The sequence below is a fragment of the Bacillus thuringiensis genome, from assembly GCF_001182785.1.
GTDB lineage: Bacteria > Bacillota > Bacilli > Bacillales > Bacillaceae_G > Bacillus_A > Bacillus_A thuringiensis_S.
The window spans coordinates 2,294,927-2,314,666 of sequence record NZ_CP012099.1 but is presented as its reverse complement, the minus strand read 5'-3'; the positions used below and the strand labels follow the sequence as shown (position 1 = coordinate 2,314,666).

The following is a 19,740-nucleotide window of genomic DNA, read 5'->3' as shown; positions in this document are numbered from 1 at the left end:
TATATCGAAAAGATTGGTTTTTTATTATTTTATACAGTAAGCTTTCCTCCATGATAGCAATAATACTGTGCTGCTTTAAGACTTTTAATCCTATTTAAAGACTGTTCCGCCCTTTCTATATCTAAACAAAAATTCGGATTAGCTATAACTAACTCTCGATTCTCTTGAACCGCTGCATCTCCTGTAATTACACAGTCTAAATTGGGAAAATATAATGAAATATGCCCCGAGGTATGTCCTGGCGTTTCCACTACTTGACATTCATTATTCAAAATCATTTGACCATCATGTACTTTTTCATCGACGGAAATATGTTTTATATTTTTTAACTGTTGTATAAACCATTTACCAAATTCTTTTTCTTCATTTGGCATACGTTCTAACATTTCTTCAGCTTGAACTAACCTCTCTGATTTTATATCACCATTAATATAGTTAGATTCAATTTCACTAGCAATAACATTAATATTTGGATATTTCACTTTGAAATCATATAAAGATCCTATATGATCGTCATCATAATGGGTAATAATTATATTCTTTAAGTTTTTCATCTCATATCCATGTTTTAATATTGCATTTTCAATTAAAGGTAAAAAACTTGGATATCCTGTATCGACTAACGTTAATTCATTATGTAATATAATTAAACTTGGATAAATACATTGTTTTTGCCCGTTAAATTCGAATTCAATTGGTAGTTCTATTATTTTCATTTTTCTTCCCCCATACCGCTTATAAAATGCATAATAATAACTAAATCACCCACATACATTTTACAATATATATACTATGTAACGGAACACTGTGAATCGTTGCATAATCCACATTATATTATTTTGAACAGGTATTCTCCTATTTTTATGGAAATATATAATTAAGAAAAACAATAAAATTGATTAATCTCTCTCTTCTTTGTCCATCCTTTTAAAAAATCTATGTTTTTGTAAAAGGAGTGTTTATATGGAGAAACAGACACTTTGGAAAAAGTTCAAAAAAAGCTCTGTAAACCTCGGTAAATCCAGCGTATATGAAAGTATTATCTTATTCTACACAATGAAAAAGAAAGAATTACCTACTAAAGCGAAATTCATAATATTAGCCGCTTTATCTTATTACGTATTAGCAATTGATTTCATTCCAGATATAGCTGCTATTATTGGGATTGGCTTATTAGATGATGTTTTAGCAATCGCTGTAGCGCATAAATACGTTATGAGACACGCAGATGCTGAAATTCGAGAGAAGAGCAAAGTAAAGATGGAATCATTATTTACTTCAGCACAAGCATAATTAAACTATCTAGTCATTTACCATGAGAGCATTGCAGAATAAATTCCTAAACAGTAAAAGAATTTCTCTTAGTCCTCAAACCGTAAACAAATAGGGTGTCAGCACTTGTTCCTAAGTTCTGGCACCCTTTTATTTGTTCTTATTTCTATCTGTCATATAGTTGCATGTGTCCCCTTATACAAAACTGCTATTGCCGCGACTATAAGGATCACACCCATAAAAGCAGGTGCAGCATGACCAAGCGATACATAGATTTGCCCTCCAATAATAGGACCAATCATTCTTGCTAAAGCTTGAATAGATTGGCTTCCACCTTGAATCCTTCCTTGTTCACTAGAACTAACAGACTTTGAAAGCATCCCGTTGAATGAAGGCCCGAAAATTGAATCCCCAAAACCATACATCAGCATTCCAACGATAAGTAGTGGATAGAGTGAAAACAAAGCTGATGCCGCAATAAAACTGTATCCTATAATCTCCGAAACCATCCCAAGAATTGCTATTTGTTTATCACTAAGCTGGATCAAAAGCTTTGGCATGATAAAACTTTGTGAAAAGATGTCTTGAAAGCCCAAAATTGAAAACATAAGTCCGATTAATGCAGGTTTCCAACTGAAAGTATCCATTGTAAATTGCGTGAAAATTGCTTGTAAAGATCCGTTAGGTATCCAAAGTAAAAACGCTGAGACAAGTAACCATTTTAAACTTTTCATCGAAAGTATGTTTGCTAGCTGTGCAAAAGGATTTAACCTTACAAAAGTAATCTCTTTCAACCTATTATTTTTTTCAAGGCTCTCAGGCATATATTTGATCCCATATACAACATTTATTAACGTTATGATTGCACCAAAATACATAGGTACAGTATCACCAAACTTGGCAAGTCCCCCCCCAATGGTTGGACCAATGATAGTTCCCGCACCTACAACTGCACTCACCCATCCAAAGTATTTCGTTCTCTGCTCTTTTGGAATGATGTCTGCAAAATATGCGAAGATAGTACTTATGCTCCCGCCTGTTATTCCTTCTATTATGCGTCCAGCAAATAGTACCCATAAAGCTCCTCCTATTCCAAAAACTAAGTACCCAATTGCAGAACCAAATAAGCATATTAAAAGTAATGGACGACGGCCATACTTATCGCTTAAAGCCCCGAGTACTGGGGCAGCTAAAAACACGCAAGCCGCATATACGGAAGTTAGTAGTGTTACAACTAATGCTTGTTCTTCCGGATTACTTATATATGGCTGTACTAAGAATGGGACTACAGGCATGATGATACTGAAACCTATACCACAAAGAAATACAGAAATAAGTCCGAATAGTAAAGCATGTTTATCTATGCTTTTTTCAGTTTCCCTTTCATTTTGTAATCTAAATATAGACATTTAACTTCTCTCCTTAAAATACTTTGTTGACTAATCAACAAAATAATAACTCCGTTTTGTTGATTAGTCAACAAAAATGACATAATAAAAAAGCAGCCTATTCGCATTAGAGTAGGGCTGCCATTTCATTATTAAAATGTATTACGATTTAATATGTATACCTTGTTTCTTTATTTCTGCATCCAAATGTCTACTATACTTTTCCACGAAACTAATTATACTGTCGAATTCTTCTTTAGTTACTTGCTCAAATACAGCTTTATCCCGCTCTTGAAACTCCTTGTGCAGATCTTCATGGATTTTATAAATTTCTTTCCCTTCTTCCGTAAGCCTAAAATAAATTTCTTTCTTATTTTCTGACTTTTGGTAGCTTTCAATAAGCCCTTTTTGTATGAGCTTCTTAGTCATTCTACTTATAGCACCGCGAGTCACATAAAAAGCCTCTGCGAGTTGTGTCACGTTAGAATCTGCATTGTTTTCAATATATTCAATGCAGTGAACTTCAGAAGACTTAAAACCTTTAAGACCTTCTTCCATCTTATCTTTATTAAGCCAAACCAGCTTATTATATACTTCCCTGAAACCGTTCATGACCTGTTCTTCTTTATTCATGACCTGCCCTCCTCACCGCTCATTAGCACATTAAAACTATTATATTAAATTTCTGCTTATGTTTCGACAATATTGAAATAATTATTGTAACGTTCAAGATATGTGTAAAAATTGGCGCTTAAATAAAACAATTCATTAAACAGCAAATTTATTGCTACTTACAGGTAAACGGTAGACAAAAAGTAAGAGCTAAGATCATTTCTCTTAGCTCTTCTTTTATAAAACTATTTCACTTCATTAGCGACAAAAAAGTGCTCACATACACTTGATATGCGCTGTAAGTCCACGTTCCCACCGGATATAACAGCTACTACTTTTTTCCCTTTTATATAACTATCAACTTTTCTTGCAAGAAGTGCAGCAGTTGCTAATGCACCTGCACCTTCTACAACAGCTTTCCCACGTTGTAATAAATCTTTCATCGCTACTTCAAGTTCTTTTTCTGATACAGTTACAATATCATCTACTAATTCTTTTACAATTTCAAATGTTAATTCCCCTGGTATTTTAACAGCGCAACCATCTGCAATAGTAGGCGCCTCATAATGTTCTACGATTGCTCCTTTATCGTAAGATGCCTTCATTCCATGAACATTATCTGCTTGGACACCAATTATATTAATCGATGGATTAAAAGATTTTAATGCTACAGAAATACCAGAAATAATTCCGCCTCCACCTATTGGTACAATGACAGTATCTACATCCCACATATCATCAAGAATATCTAATCCAATTGTACCTTGACCAGCCATTACCTCTACATCATCATATGGATGTAAGTATGTCTCACCTGTTTCCCTTATAATTTCTTCACATTTTGCCTTTGCATCATCAAAGGTTTCACCATGTAAAATCACTTCAGATCCATATCCTTTTGTTGCTTCCACTTTTGCCTGCGGTGCAGAAATTGGCATAACAATTTTACTCTTAATACCGAGTAAATGAGCAGATAATGCAACTCCTTGTGCATGATTACCTGCTGAACATGCAATTACACCTCTTTCTTTTTCTTGACCCGTGAGCCGCGACATTTTATTAAATGCGCCACGAAATTTAAAAGAACCCGTTAATTGCATATTTTCTAATTTCAAATGAATTTCTCCGCCCGTTTTACTAGTCAAGTAAAACGATTTTACTAATGGCGTTTTACGAGCATTTCTATCTAGAATCTTGTGAGCTTTTTTAATATCGTCTATATGTAATGGTAGTTTTCTAGTTATCATACTTACACCTCTTCCACTGTTCTATTCCTAAGTTTTCGTAAGTCGTAGCTCCTTTATACGAAAAGAAAAAGTCTTTATATATGTACCCCACTCTGAAATAAACACATTTGCAAACAATTTAACATCCTCTTCATATCACGTTCTTTATAATGATTTAAACATGCAATTTGGATCCAATTATTCTTTTGTAAATAAGATGACTCATAATGAACGATGTATCCTTGTAATGCTAATGCATCGCCTACTACTTTAGAAGAATGATCTTCGCTCAATACAATAGTAAGTATAATTGGCGCGGCATGTTCTTTAGGTGAAACAAGCTTTAAGCCCATATCAGTAATAACTTCTTCAACATAATCGTATGTCTCTTTAATTTTTACAAATGCCTTTTCATCTTCAAATCTCTTCAACGCTTCTTGCAATGCATAAATTAAATTCCATGATTGTGAGTATGGAATGCTTTCATTTTCTTCATACATACCAATGTCCATATAGGCCGGCACAGCCTCGTTTATTTTTACAATGTGGTTATGAAAAACGAAAGAAATTCCTGTATATGATTTAATCGCTTTACCGCTAACACCACTTGCAAAATACACATCCTTCAAGTCTATTGGTATTGCTCCAATTGAGCTTATGCAATCTACACATAGTTTCATTTGATTCTCGTTACAAAGAGTATTTAGCTCGTTTAAATCGTTTAACATTCCAGTAGATGTTTCATGATGAACAAACCAAAGCCATTCATAATTTCCGGTTGTCATTATTTCTTCTAATTCGTTATAAATAAACGGCTCTCCCATTTCCTTTTTATACGTATCAAAATGTAATTGTGCTCGTTTTGCATGCCCAACTAATCTATTTCCAAATTCTCCATTTGTTAATACTAGTCCTTTCCCTTTTAAAGAACGTAGTTGCAAAGCAATTGTATCATTTGCTAACGTCCCTGTTCCTAACATAAGCTGTACATGTTTTGCTTTTGTCATGTGAAGTAACCGTTTTTTCACATTGTCCATCGTCACTTGAAATGACTTAGAGCGATGCGAAATAGGCCGCGTAGAAAATGCCTTTCGAACATTCTCTTCAATATCTACTGGACCAGGTAAAAACGTGTATTCTTTCGTCATAATACTTCCAACACTCGATTCTTCAAACATAGCAGGGGTAACATACATTGGCTGGAAGGCTGCTTCTTCTGTACCAACTAACGTATGGAAAGATTTGAATCCCATTTGCTCATATAAAGCTAGTTCACGTGTTGTTGCAGAAATGAGTGCCAATTCATATCCATTTAGAAGCAAATAACGATGTAGAAAACGAATTAATCCTAATAACGCTCTTCCATTCCTATATTCACGTTCTACTGAAAGTAAACGAATTTCATACACTTTTTCTCCATGCTCTTGCAAATAAATATCTAAATTTGAAATTTTATAATCTAACGAGAATGGTCGTTTTCCCCGCACCGCGACCATACCTACTAATCTATCCTCATCTAAACAAATTAAATATGTATTTTCTTCATGAAACCGATCTATACGAAACCGGTCTTTCGTTTCTTCATGTTGCGGAATCTCTTCTACAAAAGTTTTATAATTCAATTTATGTATACTTTCAAATTCCCAATCTTGATCAGCAACTTTATAAATTAACCCCATGCCTTATCTCCTTTATCTATTTAATAAAAAATGATAAGTGGAGATTATCCCCACTTATTAAACATTCATTTTATTCTCGATTTACATATAGAATAAGTACAATAATCATTCCACTTAAAATAGTCGTAACAATAGAATAAGAATAAAGAATCATACAAATTGGTAAACAAGCAATCGTAATTAGTCCTGGCTTCGTAAATCCTTTAAATATTAAATAAAATACAATAAAAATGCCTATGAGGGTAAGCGCTATCAAATAATCAAATGCGATTAATCCTCCAATAAATGTTGAAATACCTTTACCGCCCTTACCTTTAAATAAAACTGGGTAAATATGTCCAATAATAACGGCCAATAATGTTAACATTACGAATGTAGGATCTTCAAAAAGATATTTTGCAACAGTAACAACGATTGCCCCTTTAATCGCATCACCTAAAAATGTAGCGATGAAATACCCTTTTCCATATACGCGCCCCATATTTCTTGCACCAGGATTTCCGCTTCCTTCACCCCTAATATCAACGTTATGTCTCAATTTTGTTACTATATAAGCGGTCAAGATGTTTCCAATTAAATAAGAAGCCATCAAATATAAAAACTGCATACTATTAATCATATAATCATTCACTTTCTACATGGGATTACATATACAATATTCAATTACTACGTATATTGTACGTTTTAACATACATCCCTTTATACATTTTAACATCATATTTTTACAAATCATACAAAAATTCTCATACGCTATTTTTAAAAATATATATCCCTCATTAAATAATATGTTCCTTTCACTGCCATTTCTGCTTGTGATACGAATGTAATTTCTTTCATACTTTCTTCACAGCATTTCTTAAATACAGCAAATATTTCAGGAACTAAACGCAATATACTCCCACTTACTGCAATTGGCGTTGAGTACTTAAAGTTCAACTTGTTATAAACATTTACTGTAATCCTTGCTAATTCCTTTCCAGCTTGCATTATAATTTCATGCGCATCATCATTGCCACTTCTCGCTTCCTGAATAACTAATGGTGCGATTGCTGCAATTTTATCTTTAGAAGAAGTATATACTAAGCTTTTTATATGAGACGGTGTCAAAAGTTGAAACTGCCTTTGAATATTCAAACTCAATGGACAAAGGCTGATTCCTTGATCGAATTGAATTGTCATTTTCTTTAAAGCTTGTAATGCAATCCAATATCCGCTCCCTTCATCTCCTAAAATATGTCCCCATCCACCGCTATACTGATATACTTCTCCTTTCTTTCCTATACAAATTGCACCTGTACCACCTATAGTTAATATTCCATCCTTACCTTTTAAAGCAGCTGCATGCGCGATCATTGCATCATTAAAAATTTCAATTTTTGTTCCGTATTTCTTTTTTAAACGTAATGTTAATTCATTTGTATTCGCTCCGCTTATACCAGCTAACCCTAAACAAATACAAACGCAATGCTCATTTATTAAATTCTTCTGGCATTGATTAATTGCTTCCATAATATGCAAAAGCGCCTGATTAAAATCTATTAATACATTTCCAAATCTGCTCGTACCTCTTACAACTTCATTTCCATTTTGATCAAATGCAATTGCCTCTGTCTTCGTTCCCCCGCCATCTACTCCAATCATATACTTCATATGTTCGCCTCATTTTCATTTACATATTGGAGGGAATGTTACATTCCCTAAAACCACGGAATTCTTAGCACCTGTTGCGCTCGGCACATTACTCGGATTACGATGATACGTTTCGTTTGCTAAAATAGCAAATGCAACCGCTTCTTTCGCTGCTGAAGAATGACCAATATCCTCTTGTGTACATATACTACATTTCTCTTCTCTTAATCCATTCCGTATCATTTCAACAAGTGTATTATTATAACTTCCACCACCACCTAAAATCACCTCATCAATGTCATAATACGGTAAAATACACTCCTTATAATGATGAACAATTGAACATGCTGTAAACATCGTGACAGTTGCCAATATATTTCCTTTACTATGCTTTTCAAATCGATTTAATAATTCAGTCACAAACGCTTCTCCAAAATGTTCTCTACCTGTTGATTTTGGTGGTTTCACGTTCAAAAATGGATGGTTCATACAGTATGTTAAAATTTCATCTACAACCACCCTTTGACTTGCGATCCAACCATTTTGATCATATGGTACCTGAAATAATCTTTGACATACTTCATCGATTACCATGTTGCCTGGCCCAGTATCAAAAGCAATAACACTCTCATTACTTCGTTTACTTGGAACCACTGTAACATTACCAATCCCGCCAATATTTTGTAGTAGTCTATTTTCAGTTTGATGCCGATATAAAATAATCTCTGAATATGGTACAAGTGGTGCACCTTGTCCCCCTGCCGCCATGTCCATCGTTCGGAAATTCGAGATAACCGTCGTGTTCGTTTCATATGCTATTACTGCTGGTTCCCCAATTTGCAATGTTGAAGAAATAATATTCCCTTCTTGCTTTGGCTGATGATAAATCGTTTGTCCGTGAGAGCCTATTAAATCTAATTGTCTCAAAGGAAAATTGGCCTCTTTACAAACTTCCTTTACAGCATTGGCGAAGCATAAACCAAGTTTAAAATTTAAACTACATATAAGTTGGACATTCGAAGTTTCAATTGATAACGCTTGTTGAATCTCATTTTTCATATCATTACAAAATGGAACAGTAGTAAAATGGATGAGTTCGATTTTAGAATCTACACCACTTCCTTCTATATGAACGAGCGCTACATCTATTCCATCTAATGAAGTACCAGACATTACCCCTGCAATATACATAACGTGCATGACCTCCTATTTACTAAAAAACAATCATGTAAGTAATCAACGTACAAACAATCGAAAACAATATAAATCTAAAAGACAATTGAGCTTTCGATGCAAACGACCCATCAATAAAAGAAACAACTACCGTAAGCAAAACGCTTGCCGCAATGCTTGTAACGAGCCAGATACTATGCATTTGTGATAGATTTAGCATGCCTAGTAAAGGGACAAAAAGTAAATTTGCACAAATCACTCCAAATAATAATAAAAATACGCCTTTATAACTAAATTTTATATTCATTCTATTTCTCCCTTTCTTGTTTTAATGTGAAAGAAGTGATAGACAAAAAGTCTATCACTCAAAATAACAGCATGCAGATTAAGGATTAACAGACTCTCCGTCACCATTCTTTTCAATTTCAAGCATATTTTTGTCGTACATTTTAAAGAATGGTAAATAAATAAGGAACGATATTGCTATATTTATAAAAACTAATACAATCGCACGCCAATCTCCACCTGTTGCTAAATATGCACCAATTGGAGCAGGTAATGTCCATGGCGGCATAATATGCGTTGGTGTTACAAATCCCATCGCAGTTGCTGAATATGCAACAGTTGCCGTTACAAGTGGTGTAATGATAAATGGGATAATTAAAATTGGATTTAGTACAATCGGTAATCCGAATATGACTGGTTCATTAATATTAAAAATACCTGGAACAATACAAGTTCTTGATAATGCTTTCGAATATTTCGATCGACCAAATATAATCATAGCTAATACAAGCCCTAACGTCGCACCAGAACCGCCAATCCATATAAACCATTGATATAACGGCTCTGGTGAAATAAATGGCAACTGATCTGCTCCACTAGCAACTGCTTCACCATTTTTCCCTAGGTATACTTCCCATAATGGCCTAGCAACAGTTCCAACAACCGACACACCATGGATTCCGAATGACCAAAAAAACGTAATTAAAAACACTGGAATCATTACACCGAAGTAACTATCCCCAGCTTTTACTAATGGTGCTGCTAATTTATCAACAACATGGTGTAAATCAATGCTAAAAACGACAGTTACTAGACTCATTATAATAATAACGAATGCTGCAGGTATAAGTGCTTCAAATGAACGCGATACAGATGGCGGTACTTGTTCTGGCATTTTAATCATTACATTTTTCTTCTTACAAAATCTTAAAATCTCTACGGATAAAATAGAAACAATCATCGTCACAAATAATCCATGACCTCCGAGATTTGTCATCGGAAGCATGAATCCTTTTTTATCAATTAACTCAGGCGTTAATGTTAAAAGTAGTGAACATACCGCGAGCTGTGCTCCTGATAAAGCATCTAATTTATAACTTTTCGCTAAATTATATCCTATTCCAAATGCGATATATAAGGACATAATAAACATGGTTAAACGATATGGTATCAATATACTTGTTTGATTCTTTAATGCCCAAACTGATATGAAACTATCTTTCGGCAGTGGTGGAAATGCTACTATTAAAAAGAAGCTTCCTACTATAATAAATGGTAACGCCGAAATAACTCCATCACGGATTGCTTGTAAATGTCTCTGCTCAGAAAGCCTTGCCATCGGTCCAGATAAGTTTTTATCAAGAAACGTGACAAACTTATTCATAACGTTTCCCCCTAACTGATTAATTCATTTACAGTTTTTAATAAAGTCGGGCCACCAAGCGGTGTGTATGCTTGCGGCGGTATGATGCCACACGGAATAGATTCCTCCTCTGCAAATTTTTTTACAGAGTCAAATCGGTGTCTTATTTGAGGTGCCACCATTACGACATCCCAGCCATTCTTTACTTCTTCCTCTACCTCATTCGTTCCAATTGCATGCACTTCCATGTTCACACCATTTTTCTCCGCTTCTTTTTTTAAAGCGTTTACAACAATTGCACTGGACATTCCTCCAGAACAGACGAACAAAACTTTCATTTATGAATCCTCCTATACTTATAATTTATTACCCTTCAAATGAAAGGAAGTTTCACTTTACTAACAAGCATATGAAGTAGTAAATGAATTTAGTTATAATGAAAGTAAATTTCATTAAAAATATTTTTCCTATTAAATTAATGTTTCAATATGCAATTTTCTCTATTGCAAGGCCAACCTCGCCTCAGATATTATTTTAAATAATCATATGATAGGGAGGCGTATAAATGATCGTTAAACGTTTATTAATGATATGTTGTATCGTCATCTTGTTTATCCCTTTCTCTTTCATTTCTCCTAACTCTACTTATGCTGAAGTAAATACTACGTACAAAAAACATGAATTACGTGCTGTATGGATCGCATCAGTTCTGAATATTGATTGGCCCTCAAAAACTGGCTTGCCTATTGAAAAGCAGAAGCAAGAATTTATAAGGTTATTAGACGATGTAAAAAGCACTGGTATGAATGCAGTTGTTGTACAAATTAAACCAACCGCTGATGCTTTCTATCCTTCAAATTACGGTCCTTGGTCTGAATACATTACAGGTACACAAGGAAAAGATCCTGGTTATGACCCGCTCGCATTTATGATTGAAGAAGCACATAAAAGAAATATAGAATTCCACGCTTGGATTAACCCATACCGAATAACGATGAATCACACCGATATAAATCGATTATCAAACTATCACCCTGCGAGGCAACATCCCGATTGGGTTGTCCCTTATGGCGGAAAGTTATATTACAATCCCGGTATTCCGGAAGTGAAAAAATTTATAACAGAAGGTGCTTTAGAAATCGTACAAAATTACGATATTGATGCGCTGCATATGGATGATTATTTTTATCCATACAAAGTGGCAGGTGAAGAATTCCCCGATCAAAAAACGTACGAAACGTATAATAACGGTAAATTTACAAATATAGAAGATTGGCGACGTAACAATGTAAATGAACTTGTAAAAGATTTAAATACTGCTATAAAACAAGAAAAATCATATGTAAAGTTTGGCATTAGTCCGTTCGGCGTATGGCGAAATATAGCTGACGATCCGACTGGCTCTAACACAACCGCAGGACAAAGAAACTATGATGACCTTTATGCTGACACACGTGAGTGGGTACAAAAAGGATATATTGACTACATTACACCGCAAATATATTGGAATATAAGTTTCACCCCAGCTGCATATGACATATTAGTAGATTGGTGGGTTAAAGAAACAAATAAAAAACCGATTCACCTATACATCGGTCAAGCGGCCTATAAAATTAATAATAACTCCGTTCCTGCTTGGTCTGATCCAGAAGAATATCCAAGACAAATTGCATTAAACCGGCTATATCCTGAAATAAAAGGTAGTATGCATTTTAGCTTAAAAGATATAAATAACAACCCACTAGGAATAAAAGATAAGCTCTCAAAAGACATATATAAACATCCTGCATTAATCCCGCCTATGCCTTGGATTGATCATGATCCACCAAAACAACCGACTTTAAAAGGTGCCATTCCAAGAAATGAAGGTATTGCTGTAGGTATTATTGACAATAAAGATAATGACTCTGCTTATTACGCTATTTACCGTGTGAATGGGAAAAATGAAGTGGATATAGAAAATCCGAAAAATTTACTTACTACTGTAAGAAAAACAAAACTTGGAGAAATTTATGTAGATAAAACAGCAACTTCTGGAGAAACGTATACGTATGTCGTAACTGCAGTTGATCGATTGCATAATGAAAGTGTGGCTTCTAATCATACTACCGTTAGAGCAAAATAAAGTCTCATAAAAAAAGCGCCTTAAAGCTGTGATACTTAGCTTTTAAGGCGCTTTTTGTTATTTATTCTTAAACTTCTCAGTCGCTGCTCTCATCTTCACATTTAAATCGTGATCAATCGAGTCGCGAATATCTCGCTCTACTACTTCCATTTCTTTTTTGAAATTTTCCAAGTAGATCTTCAGTTCTTCTTCCTTCTCTGGTCTTTGTGAAGGTGGTAATTGTACTACTAACGATAACATGGCCGTTAAATCTTTCATTAAGAATGTTTCAAGTTTATGTTGTTGTTCAAACATGCGTTGCTCTTGATAGTACGGAAGTGCATTTAATACTGAAATTGTAATATCATCAACCGTTCTTTGTAATGAAGGATTTATTGAGCGTTTATACGCTTGAATTGTATTTAATGCGTCTGGATAACGGTCATAAAAATACAATTTGTAAAATGATAAGTCTGTCGGTTTTACAGTTTGCTGCGTTTCTTGTCTTAAGAAATCTTTCACTTTCATCGCAGCCACATCAATATCTTCATTCGTAAGCTTTTTCGTAGTTTTTGCCATTACATGCACTTTTTTCTGTTTTTCTTTCGGTAACATCGAGAAGACTTGCTCTCTCGTACGTTGACCTGATGCACAAAATAGAGTATTTAATGTATTTTGTTCTTTCTTTCCTTCGGTGCGGATCCAGCGATAAAACAGTGGATGTTGTGTAAATTCTTGTAGAAACGGTATTGATTTGTTTGATATCTTATCTAGAGACTCTTGCGCTCTTTTATATGGCTTCGTCCATGAAAAATACAGTTTCCGCCCGAAGTATACGACTAAAACAACGACAGTAAATGCTATTAAAAGCAATGTACCGAGTAGTAATAGTACTGTTTGAATGAAACTCATTTGTTCACCTCCTCTAATAATCCGTTATTTCCTTGGACGCTGAATGAGTTTCTGCTTCATCTCATCATTAAATGTGTCTAGTTCAATAACGAACTTCTTGCTTGACTCAATAATACGTTCTGACGATTTTTCAGATGCTTCAATTGCAGCGAACACATTTTGGAATGATTCACGTAATTTATCCATGCTAATAGCAGGGTTTTCAAGCAATTTTGTCGTTTCTTCTGTATTTTGTTTTAACGCTTGAGAATTACTTAATACCATCGATTCAATTGCTTCATTCGTCGCATTTACGGCATCAATTGTTTTCCGTTGATTCGTTAATGCAAGCTGAATAGCAGCTGAAACTGTTACAACGTTTTGTGTCATCGTAATCGCATTACGTATTGCCTCTGTTAATTTTTCATTATTTTTCTTAATGATGTCTACAGAAGCTATAGATTGTAATAATACACTTTTCGCTTGCTGCATATTACGTGTACGTACAAGTATCTTTTCTAATGCATCGTTAATTAACGGGATATCCCTTTGACGCTCTGGGTTTTGTTTCTCAGCTTCAAGCATGCCAGCAAGCTTTTTCCCTAAGTATACTTGTTTATCAAGAGCATGAATTTTATCGTGCGATTGTTCTTTTAACATTTCAAGACCAACTGTATCCTCTTGTAAGTTATCACGACCAATTAGAAGGGATCTAATAATTTCCTCGATTTGTTTATCTATAGATTGGTATTTATGCACGTATGTTTCAAGTGGATTTTTCTTGAATACTTTAAACATTATTTTCTTCATACCACTTGCTTTAAGTGAATTGGGATCAAGCTCTGATACCACTTTTCTTAATTCTAACAATGTATTTGGAATTTCTTCATTTTTCCCATTCATCATCGCTGTTACAGGGCGTTTTAAAGCTGATAACGTTTGTCCTGCTGCTTGTTGCTCTTTATCCCCTAAATCTCCTAGCTGAGACAATACTTTTGATAAATCTGTATTTTGCTCGCTATTTAACTTTTGTACATAAAGATCAGCTTCTTTATTTAGTTCCTCTAATTCTGCATCTTTTATAACTGTATCAACTACTACTTCTACATTATTATCTTTCACAATGGATACAGGTTCTTTTTTCTCGAGTTCAGTCAACAAAATCGCTCCTTTATTTATATGTGCGAATTTATATGCACTATATTTCATCAATTATATCGTATTTCATATACATTCTGACTGCTTGAAATCGACTTTCTTAGAAATGCCTATTTATGCAGTCATTCCCTGTTTCTTACTATAAGTATACCTGTAATCAACATAATTTTCCTCAGACTTAAGACCTAGAGAACAACATGCTGAAGGCGGATTCTTCATATATTCCCTAAATAATTTACGTTCTTTCAATCGTGCTACACTCAATCTTTTGACATTCACCTGTTTTCAATGTGATAATTCTATTACACTCACTTCTATTTATTTTTGCGAGCTACAAATGCTCCCTTTTGAAACGCTAATAACACCGTTTCAAACGTATCATCTTCTTCAATCATTTTTATAAACTCATCTAATTCACTCGCATGAGAAGTTGCATTATCAACAACAAGAAAACCTTTTGGTTGTAACATACGTTTTATATGCTCAAACCACCACATGTATTGCGTGCGCTCTGAATCTAGGAAAATAAAATCAAATGAATGATCTAATTGCGAATCTAAAAATGCCCCGGCTTCTTGATTATGAATATCGATTCTTTGTAACAGGTTTGCCTTTTCAAAATTGACAAGTGCCTCTCCAACTCGTTCTGAAGAAAGCTCTACAGTTGTTACATTTCCATTTGTTTCTTCTACCGCATTAGCTAACCACAATGTAGAATAACCATTAGAAGTTCCAATTTCCAAGATATTTTTTGCATTACACCCTTTTACTAAAATTGATAAAAATTGCCCCATCTCACGAGAAACATTCCGTAATTTTTCTTCCCTTGTTTTTTTATTTCGATCATGCTCTTCTCCATATTGTTCAAGTTGCAATAATAATGAATCTACTGTATCCATTCTTTTCATCGCCTTTCCAAGCAATATGATGAAAAAGCTCTTGCTGCCCGTCTACTTTTTATTATATGCGAAACAAAAACCTTTTTCCTGTTATATGACAAAGATTTATAATTTTTTATAGCATATTGTTTCGTTTTTTGGTAAAGTTAATTTCTACGTGCAATTATTCCATTCATATTATTTCATATTAAAATTGCAGTTATTAAATTATATAAACCCCATTTAAATGAATCGGTATTTCAAATTCAATTAAGCGCCCTTTTCGGACGCATTTTCTTTGTTTATATATTTCCAGAAGAAAGGATGCTTACAAATGAACGTGATTAGCTTAGATGCTGCTCGAAAACGAAAGCAGCATAAAAAATTAATGATTACTATACCGATTATTACACGTATTTATGAAGAAGACGGGGAAATTAAATTTGAGGTAGCGGGCGAAAAAGATGTACCTCTTGAAATGTTAGAAAAATAATAAAAAACGCATTTCTGAAGAAATGCGCTTTTTTATATTTTTACATTTAAATGCATAAGTTTTTCAGGATTAACCATCATATAAATATTTGAAATTTTCTCATCCTCAAATGCAAACGAAAGAACATACGTTACTTTATTATTTATTGTAACTATAACTCCTGGTATACCATTTACCATTTTGAAATCAACAGTGTACTCTTCTGTCAATCGTTGTGCAATCCCAAAGAACAAACGTATAATTCGATCCGCAGAATAAATCGGATTAATCGCAGTCGTAACTTTACCACCACCATCAGCTTTGAGTATAGCATCTGTTTTTAATACTTCTAACATACCTTCCGCATCCCCACACTGTAATGATGATACAAACTTTTCAACATAAGAAGCCATTTTCTCCGTGCTTAATTTTGATTGCTCCGGTTTCTCCAAAATGCTTTTTCGTGCACGTTGAAAGATCTTCCTACAGTTCACACTACTCTTATCAACAATTGAAGCTATTTCTTCGTATTCATAACTGAAAACCTCTCTTAATATGAAAACAATCCTTTCTACCTCAGATAGTTGTTGTAAAAGTAATAAATATGCGGTGGAAAGGGATTCTTTCATTATAAATGACTTTGATGGCTCATCACTCTCTTCTACAAGTGGCTCTGGTAACCACATCCCTACATACACGTTACGTTTATGCGCTGCCGATCGTAATTTATCAATTGAACGATTTGTCGCCATCTTACATAGATATGCTTTCATATTTTCTATAGATTGAGGATCTTCTATATTATTTAACGAGATAAATACATCCTGAACGATATCCTCAGCATCCATAACGCTCCCAAGAATTCTGTATGCTAACGAAAATAATAATGGTTGATACGCTTCATATAACTGCTCCGTTTCCATGATGAACACCCTCACTTTCATATTGCTTTAAAATGTGTAACGCTGCACGTTTCCCGCTTGCTACCGCAGCATCAGCTAATATTTCATCATGCCCTGCCCAATCTCCTGCAACATAAACACCTGGCATTTCAGGTATATTAGGGCCCGGTTTTTCAACACGGTCAATATGAGGAAAATCATGTACTACTGTTATTTTCGGTAAATATTGCTGTGCAACAACTTCTCTTTTCCAAGTTGGATGTAACAACTCCATCGTACTTTCCAACTGTTCTTTATCTTCATGAATATGATTCATCTCTAGCACAGGATTATGGTACTTAATTAGACTCACTGCAATTGATCCATCTTCACTTAATTTAGCTGCTCTCGATTGATTTGTGAAAAATATAGGTCGATCTAATCCTAATACAAATTGATGTGTAGGATTGGGTAATTGTCTCAAGCCAATATCTAATGCAGCAACAGTAACCGGTACCGATTGTTCACTCCATCTATGCAAACTTGTTCCTTCTGCACCTTTTATTATTTTACAAGCTTCTTTCGGCGGAGTCGTCACGATGACTGTACCTACTTCAAAAGCCTCATCATCAACACAATGTATTCTTTGTTTATCTTCGTAATGCTCTATTTCCAAAACATGCTTTTTAGCCAAAAATTGCACCCCGACATCATTCGCTATAGCTCTTAATTTTGTTATTATCGTCTCCCAACCCCCATCTACATAAAGCACTCCTTCTTTTATAGAAAGCTGTATTTGCTTTAGTACAGATGATGCTAATTGTATTGTAGGAGCAAACGTATATGTTGTTGTCCGACATAACGCATAAAATATATTGCGAACCATTGGATCTTTTATTTCATTTTCTGCCCATGTAGTTAGACTCATTTTCGGAACTTCTCCTATATCTAAATTTCCTAAACGAATCATAAGACGTGAGAATTGTACTTTTGCAGACCACGAAAGTAGTGGTGTTGATAAAATTGAGCGAAAATCTGTTGGGATGGTGAATATATCCCCTTTCCATATTCCATGTGCTTTTGTAGATGGTATTCCACCTGGAAGATTCAAACCGAGCTCATTAAAAGTTATAAACGCTGCCCCGCCTCTATATAAAGCATGTGCACCAAGATTCATGCAGATCCCATTTTTATTTATAGTCATCCCTCGGCCACCGAAGTGACTGGACTTTTCTAATACAATCACTTTCCTTCCAGCTTTCGCTAAATATATAGATGCTGTTAATCCAGCAAGCCCACCGCCAACAATTGCTATATCAAATGTATTCATAAAAAAATCCCTCCTTATCATTCTACATACAAGACGAACGATTAAGGAGGGATGTGACATGAAAATAAATTTTTATTACCCTACTATATTTCATTACTTTTTAATTCGATCATATTGCATACGAAATAACTCAATTGCAAATGGAATATCCTCTTCACTCTTTATATAATAACTGATCCATCCTGATTCAGGTAATATATGATGTGGTTTTACCAATCCTCGGTTCACTAATTCATCTCGCTTTAACTTCGGAAATGGTAAATCAGCTAATTTATCACCATGCAGATGGCCAAGTTCTTTCTTGCCATAATTTATTTCAATACCACCAAATCGATGCGGTTTTTCAGAAACACCCGCCCAGCTGAGCACTTCATTTCTAATCATTTCACTATATGACATGAACATTCACTCCTTATAAATGATTGATGTACTTTTAAATTAACATTTTCATTACTTTTTTCCATCAATCCAAAGTATGAATGGGAATACGAATATAGTTTAATCTTAATACTTTATTCTTTATGGAATAAATGAATTTATTAAGCTACCGACAACAGCACAAAACAAAGACTAGACACATATCCTAATTTTGCAACCTAACTTCCCTATAGAAAGGCGGGTAATATAATTGACTGCCAACATCGACTATACCTCCCCCTCAACCAATTTTACTTATGATGTAAATAAAAGTAATTTTTTTCGGAAAGATGCCCAAAATTATATAAATGTACTTGGTATTAAACAATTAAATACTTTAGAAAATACTTCATTATTAGATATTTATTTAAGTACAGGAAATGTTGTAGAACCACATATTCATCAAAATGCAGCTGAACTTGTTTATTGTATTTCAGGGTCTGCTGTTGTTTCTTTACTTAATCCATTTACGAATCAAATATTAAACTTACCGATAAAACCTGGGCAAGTTGCTAACATTCCACAAGCGTGGTGGCATTATGAAATTGCTACAGCAGATAATACTCATTTATTAGCTATTTTCAACGCTCCAGCGCCAGAAGTTATTTTCGGTTCTGACATTTTAAGATTAACTCCGGCTCATATGATGGCACATACTTACTGCCTCAATGAACAACAATGGAAACAAGCGGTTTCCCCTATTCAATCAACTACTGTAATTGGTCCTCCGTCAAACTGCAATCAAAACCGTGAAATGAAAAATTATCCAACCCAGCCCCTCGCTCAACAACATAATCCGTATTACCAAGATTCTTATTACTTCCCTCTTTACTGGGGTTATTAATTTGCGAATTTTCAAAATAATCATCATTTATCTCCTGGGAAAATACCGAGGAGATTTTTTTATTGTATCTTCTCTTTCTATTAATAATAGTAACAATTGATAGTGTACATACATATAATATTTATATATTAAATTGGA

21 protein-coding genes are annotated in these 19,740 nt (G+C 34.4%); 4 read left to right on the top strand and 17 right to left on the bottom strand.

Annotated elements, in window-relative coordinates:
• Positions 1–29 precede the first annotated feature (29 nt).
• Complete coding sequence (locus AC241_RS12055; protein WP_043938142.1) at positions 30–716, bottom strand: MBL fold metallo-hydrolase; 687 nt, start codon at positions 714–716, stop codon at positions 30–32.
• Positions 717–963: 247 nt separating this feature from the next.
• Between AC241_RS12055 and AC241_RS12050 the strand changes: the two genes are divergently transcribed.
• Complete coding sequence (locus tag AC241_RS12050; RefSeq protein ID WP_016081636.1) at positions 964–1,293, top strand: YkvA family protein; 330 nt, start codon at positions 964–966, stop codon at positions 1,291–1,293.
• A 152-nt stretch (positions 1,294–1,445) separates the two neighbouring features.
• On the opposite strand, the gene AC241_RS12045 is transcribed toward AC241_RS12050, so the two are convergent.
• From AC241_RS12045 to AC241_RS12000, 10 genes are all read right to left on the bottom strand, one after another.
• A complete protein-coding gene (locus AC241_RS12045) occupies positions 1,446–2,681 on the bottom strand; it encodes an MFS transporter (RefSeq protein ID WP_050843588.1) in 1,236 nt (411 codons plus the stop codon).
• 141 nt (positions 2,682–2,822) lie between these two features.
• Positions 2,823–3,293 (bottom strand): MarR family transcriptional regulator, encoded by a 471-nt coding sequence (locus AC241_RS12040; RefSeq protein ID WP_048565406.1) that lies wholly within the window; start codon positions 3,291–3,293, stop codon positions 2,823–2,825.
• 224 nt (positions 3,294–3,517) lie between these two features.
• Entirely contained in the window at positions 3,518–4,519 is a 1,002-nt protein-coding gene (tdcB, locus tag AC241_RS12035) for a bifunctional threonine ammonia-lyase/L-serine ammonia-lyase TdcB (protein ID WP_048565407.1), read from the bottom strand.
• Positions 4,520–4,593: 74 nt separating this feature from the next.
• A complete protein-coding gene (locus AC241_RS12030) occupies positions 4,594–6,177 on the bottom strand; it encodes an aminotransferase class V-fold PLP-dependent enzyme (protein WP_050843587.1) in 1,584 nt (527 codons plus the stop codon).
• Positions 6,178–6,247: 70 nt separating this feature from the next.
• On the bottom strand, positions 6,248–6,796 hold the full coding sequence (gene plsY / locus AC241_RS12025; protein ID WP_050843585.1) for a glycerol-3-phosphate 1-O-acyltransferase PlsY: 549 nt from the start codon (positions 6,794–6,796) through the stop codon (positions 6,248–6,250).
• Between the two features lie 137 nt (positions 6,797–6,933).
• A complete protein-coding gene (locus AC241_RS12020; protein WP_050843582.1) occupies positions 6,934–7,827 on the bottom strand; it encodes a BadF/BadG/BcrA/BcrD ATPase family protein in 894 nt (297 codons plus the stop codon).
• A gap of 15 nt (positions 7,828–7,842) precedes the next feature.
• Positions 7,843–8,997 (bottom strand): anhydro-N-acetylmuramic acid kinase AnmK, encoded by a 1,155-nt coding sequence (anmK, locus tag AC241_RS12015; protein WP_050843580.1) that lies wholly within the window; start codon positions 8,995–8,997, stop codon positions 7,843–7,845.
• Positions 8,998–9,019: 22 nt separating this feature from the next.
• Complete coding sequence (locus AC241_RS12010; protein WP_016081644.1) at positions 9,020–9,286, bottom strand: hypothetical protein; 267 nt, start codon at positions 9,284–9,286, stop codon at positions 9,020–9,022.
• Positions 9,287–9,364: 78 nt separating this feature from the next.
• Positions 9,365–10,648: a PTS sugar transporter subunit IIC gene (locus AC241_RS12005; protein WP_001032277.1), complete on the bottom strand. Its 1,284-nt coding sequence runs from the start codon at positions 10,646–10,648 to the stop codon at positions 9,365–9,367.
• An 11-nt stretch (positions 10,649–10,659) separates the two neighbouring features.
• The gene (locus AC241_RS12000; protein WP_000865907.1) at positions 10,660–10,965 is read right to left on the bottom strand and encodes a PTS sugar transporter subunit IIB; all 306 of its coding nucleotides are present in this window, start codon (positions 10,963–10,965) and stop codon (positions 10,660–10,662) included.
• A 227-nt stretch (positions 10,966–11,192) separates the two neighbouring features.
• On the opposite strand from AC241_RS12000, the gene AC241_RS11995 reads away from it, so the two are divergent.
• On the top strand, positions 11,193–12,752 hold the full coding sequence (locus tag AC241_RS11995; RefSeq protein ID WP_016081645.1) for a glycoside hydrolase family 10-like protein: 1,560 nt from the start codon (positions 11,193–11,195) through the stop codon (positions 12,750–12,752).
• A 57-nt stretch (positions 12,753–12,809) separates the two neighbouring features.
• Here the strand turns inward: AC241_RS11995 and AC241_RS11990 are convergent, their stop codons facing one another.
• From AC241_RS11990 to AC241_RS11980, 3 genes are all read right to left on the bottom strand, one after another.
• A complete protein-coding gene (locus tag AC241_RS11990) occupies positions 12,810–13,643 on the bottom strand; it encodes a DUF3974 domain-containing protein (RefSeq protein ID WP_050843579.1) in 834 nt (277 codons plus the stop codon).
• A 24-nt stretch (positions 13,644–13,667) separates the two neighbouring features.
• Positions 13,668–14,780: a toxic anion resistance protein gene (locus tag AC241_RS11985; RefSeq protein WP_000137396.1), complete on the bottom strand. Its 1,113-nt coding sequence runs from the start codon at positions 14,778–14,780 to the stop codon at positions 13,668–13,670.
• 314 nt (positions 14,781–15,094) lie between these two features.
• The gene (locus AC241_RS11980; protein WP_002094007.1) at positions 15,095–15,688 is read right to left on the bottom strand and encodes an O-methyltransferase; all 594 of its coding nucleotides are present in this window, start codon (positions 15,686–15,688) and stop codon (positions 15,095–15,097) included.
• A gap of 304 nt (positions 15,689–15,992) precedes the next feature.
• On the opposite strand from AC241_RS11980, the gene AC241_RS34760 reads away from it, so the two are divergent.
• Positions 15,993–16,151 (top strand): hypothetical protein, encoded by a 159-nt coding sequence (locus tag AC241_RS34760; protein WP_001100984.1) that lies wholly within the window; start codon positions 15,993–15,995, stop codon positions 16,149–16,151.
• Positions 16,152–16,183: 32 nt separating this feature from the next.
• Here the strand turns inward: AC241_RS34760 and AC241_RS11970 are convergent, their stop codons facing one another.
• The 3 genes from AC241_RS11970 to AC241_RS11960 all read right to left on the bottom strand — a co-directional run bounded on the left by AC241_RS11970 (position 16,184) and on the right by AC241_RS11960 (position 18,740).
• The gene (locus tag AC241_RS11970) at positions 16,184–17,053 is read right to left on the bottom strand and encodes a sigma-70 family RNA polymerase sigma factor (RefSeq protein WP_016081647.1); all 870 of its coding nucleotides are present in this window, start codon (positions 17,051–17,053) and stop codon (positions 16,184–16,186) included.
• The gene (locus AC241_RS11965; protein WP_050843576.1) at positions 17,031–18,341 is read right to left on the bottom strand and encodes a phytoene desaturase family protein; all 1,311 of its coding nucleotides are present in this window, start codon (positions 18,339–18,341) and stop codon (positions 17,031–17,033) included. Before AC241_RS11965 ends, AC241_RS11970 begins: the two co-directional genes overlap by 23 nt.
• A gap of 93 nt (positions 18,342–18,434) precedes the next feature.
• Positions 18,435–18,740: a luciferase domain-containing protein gene (locus tag AC241_RS11960; protein ID WP_016081649.1), complete on the bottom strand. Its 306-nt coding sequence runs from the start codon at positions 18,738–18,740 to the stop codon at positions 18,435–18,437.
• 229 nt (positions 18,741–18,969) lie between these two features.
• Between AC241_RS11960 and AC241_RS11955 the strand changes: the two genes are divergently transcribed.
• Positions 18,970–19,602, top strand: coding sequence for a cupin domain-containing protein (locus AC241_RS11955; RefSeq protein ID WP_050843574.1), 633 nt, complete (start codon positions 18,970–18,972; stop codon positions 19,600–19,602).
• Positions 19,603–19,740 lie beyond the last annotated feature (138 nt).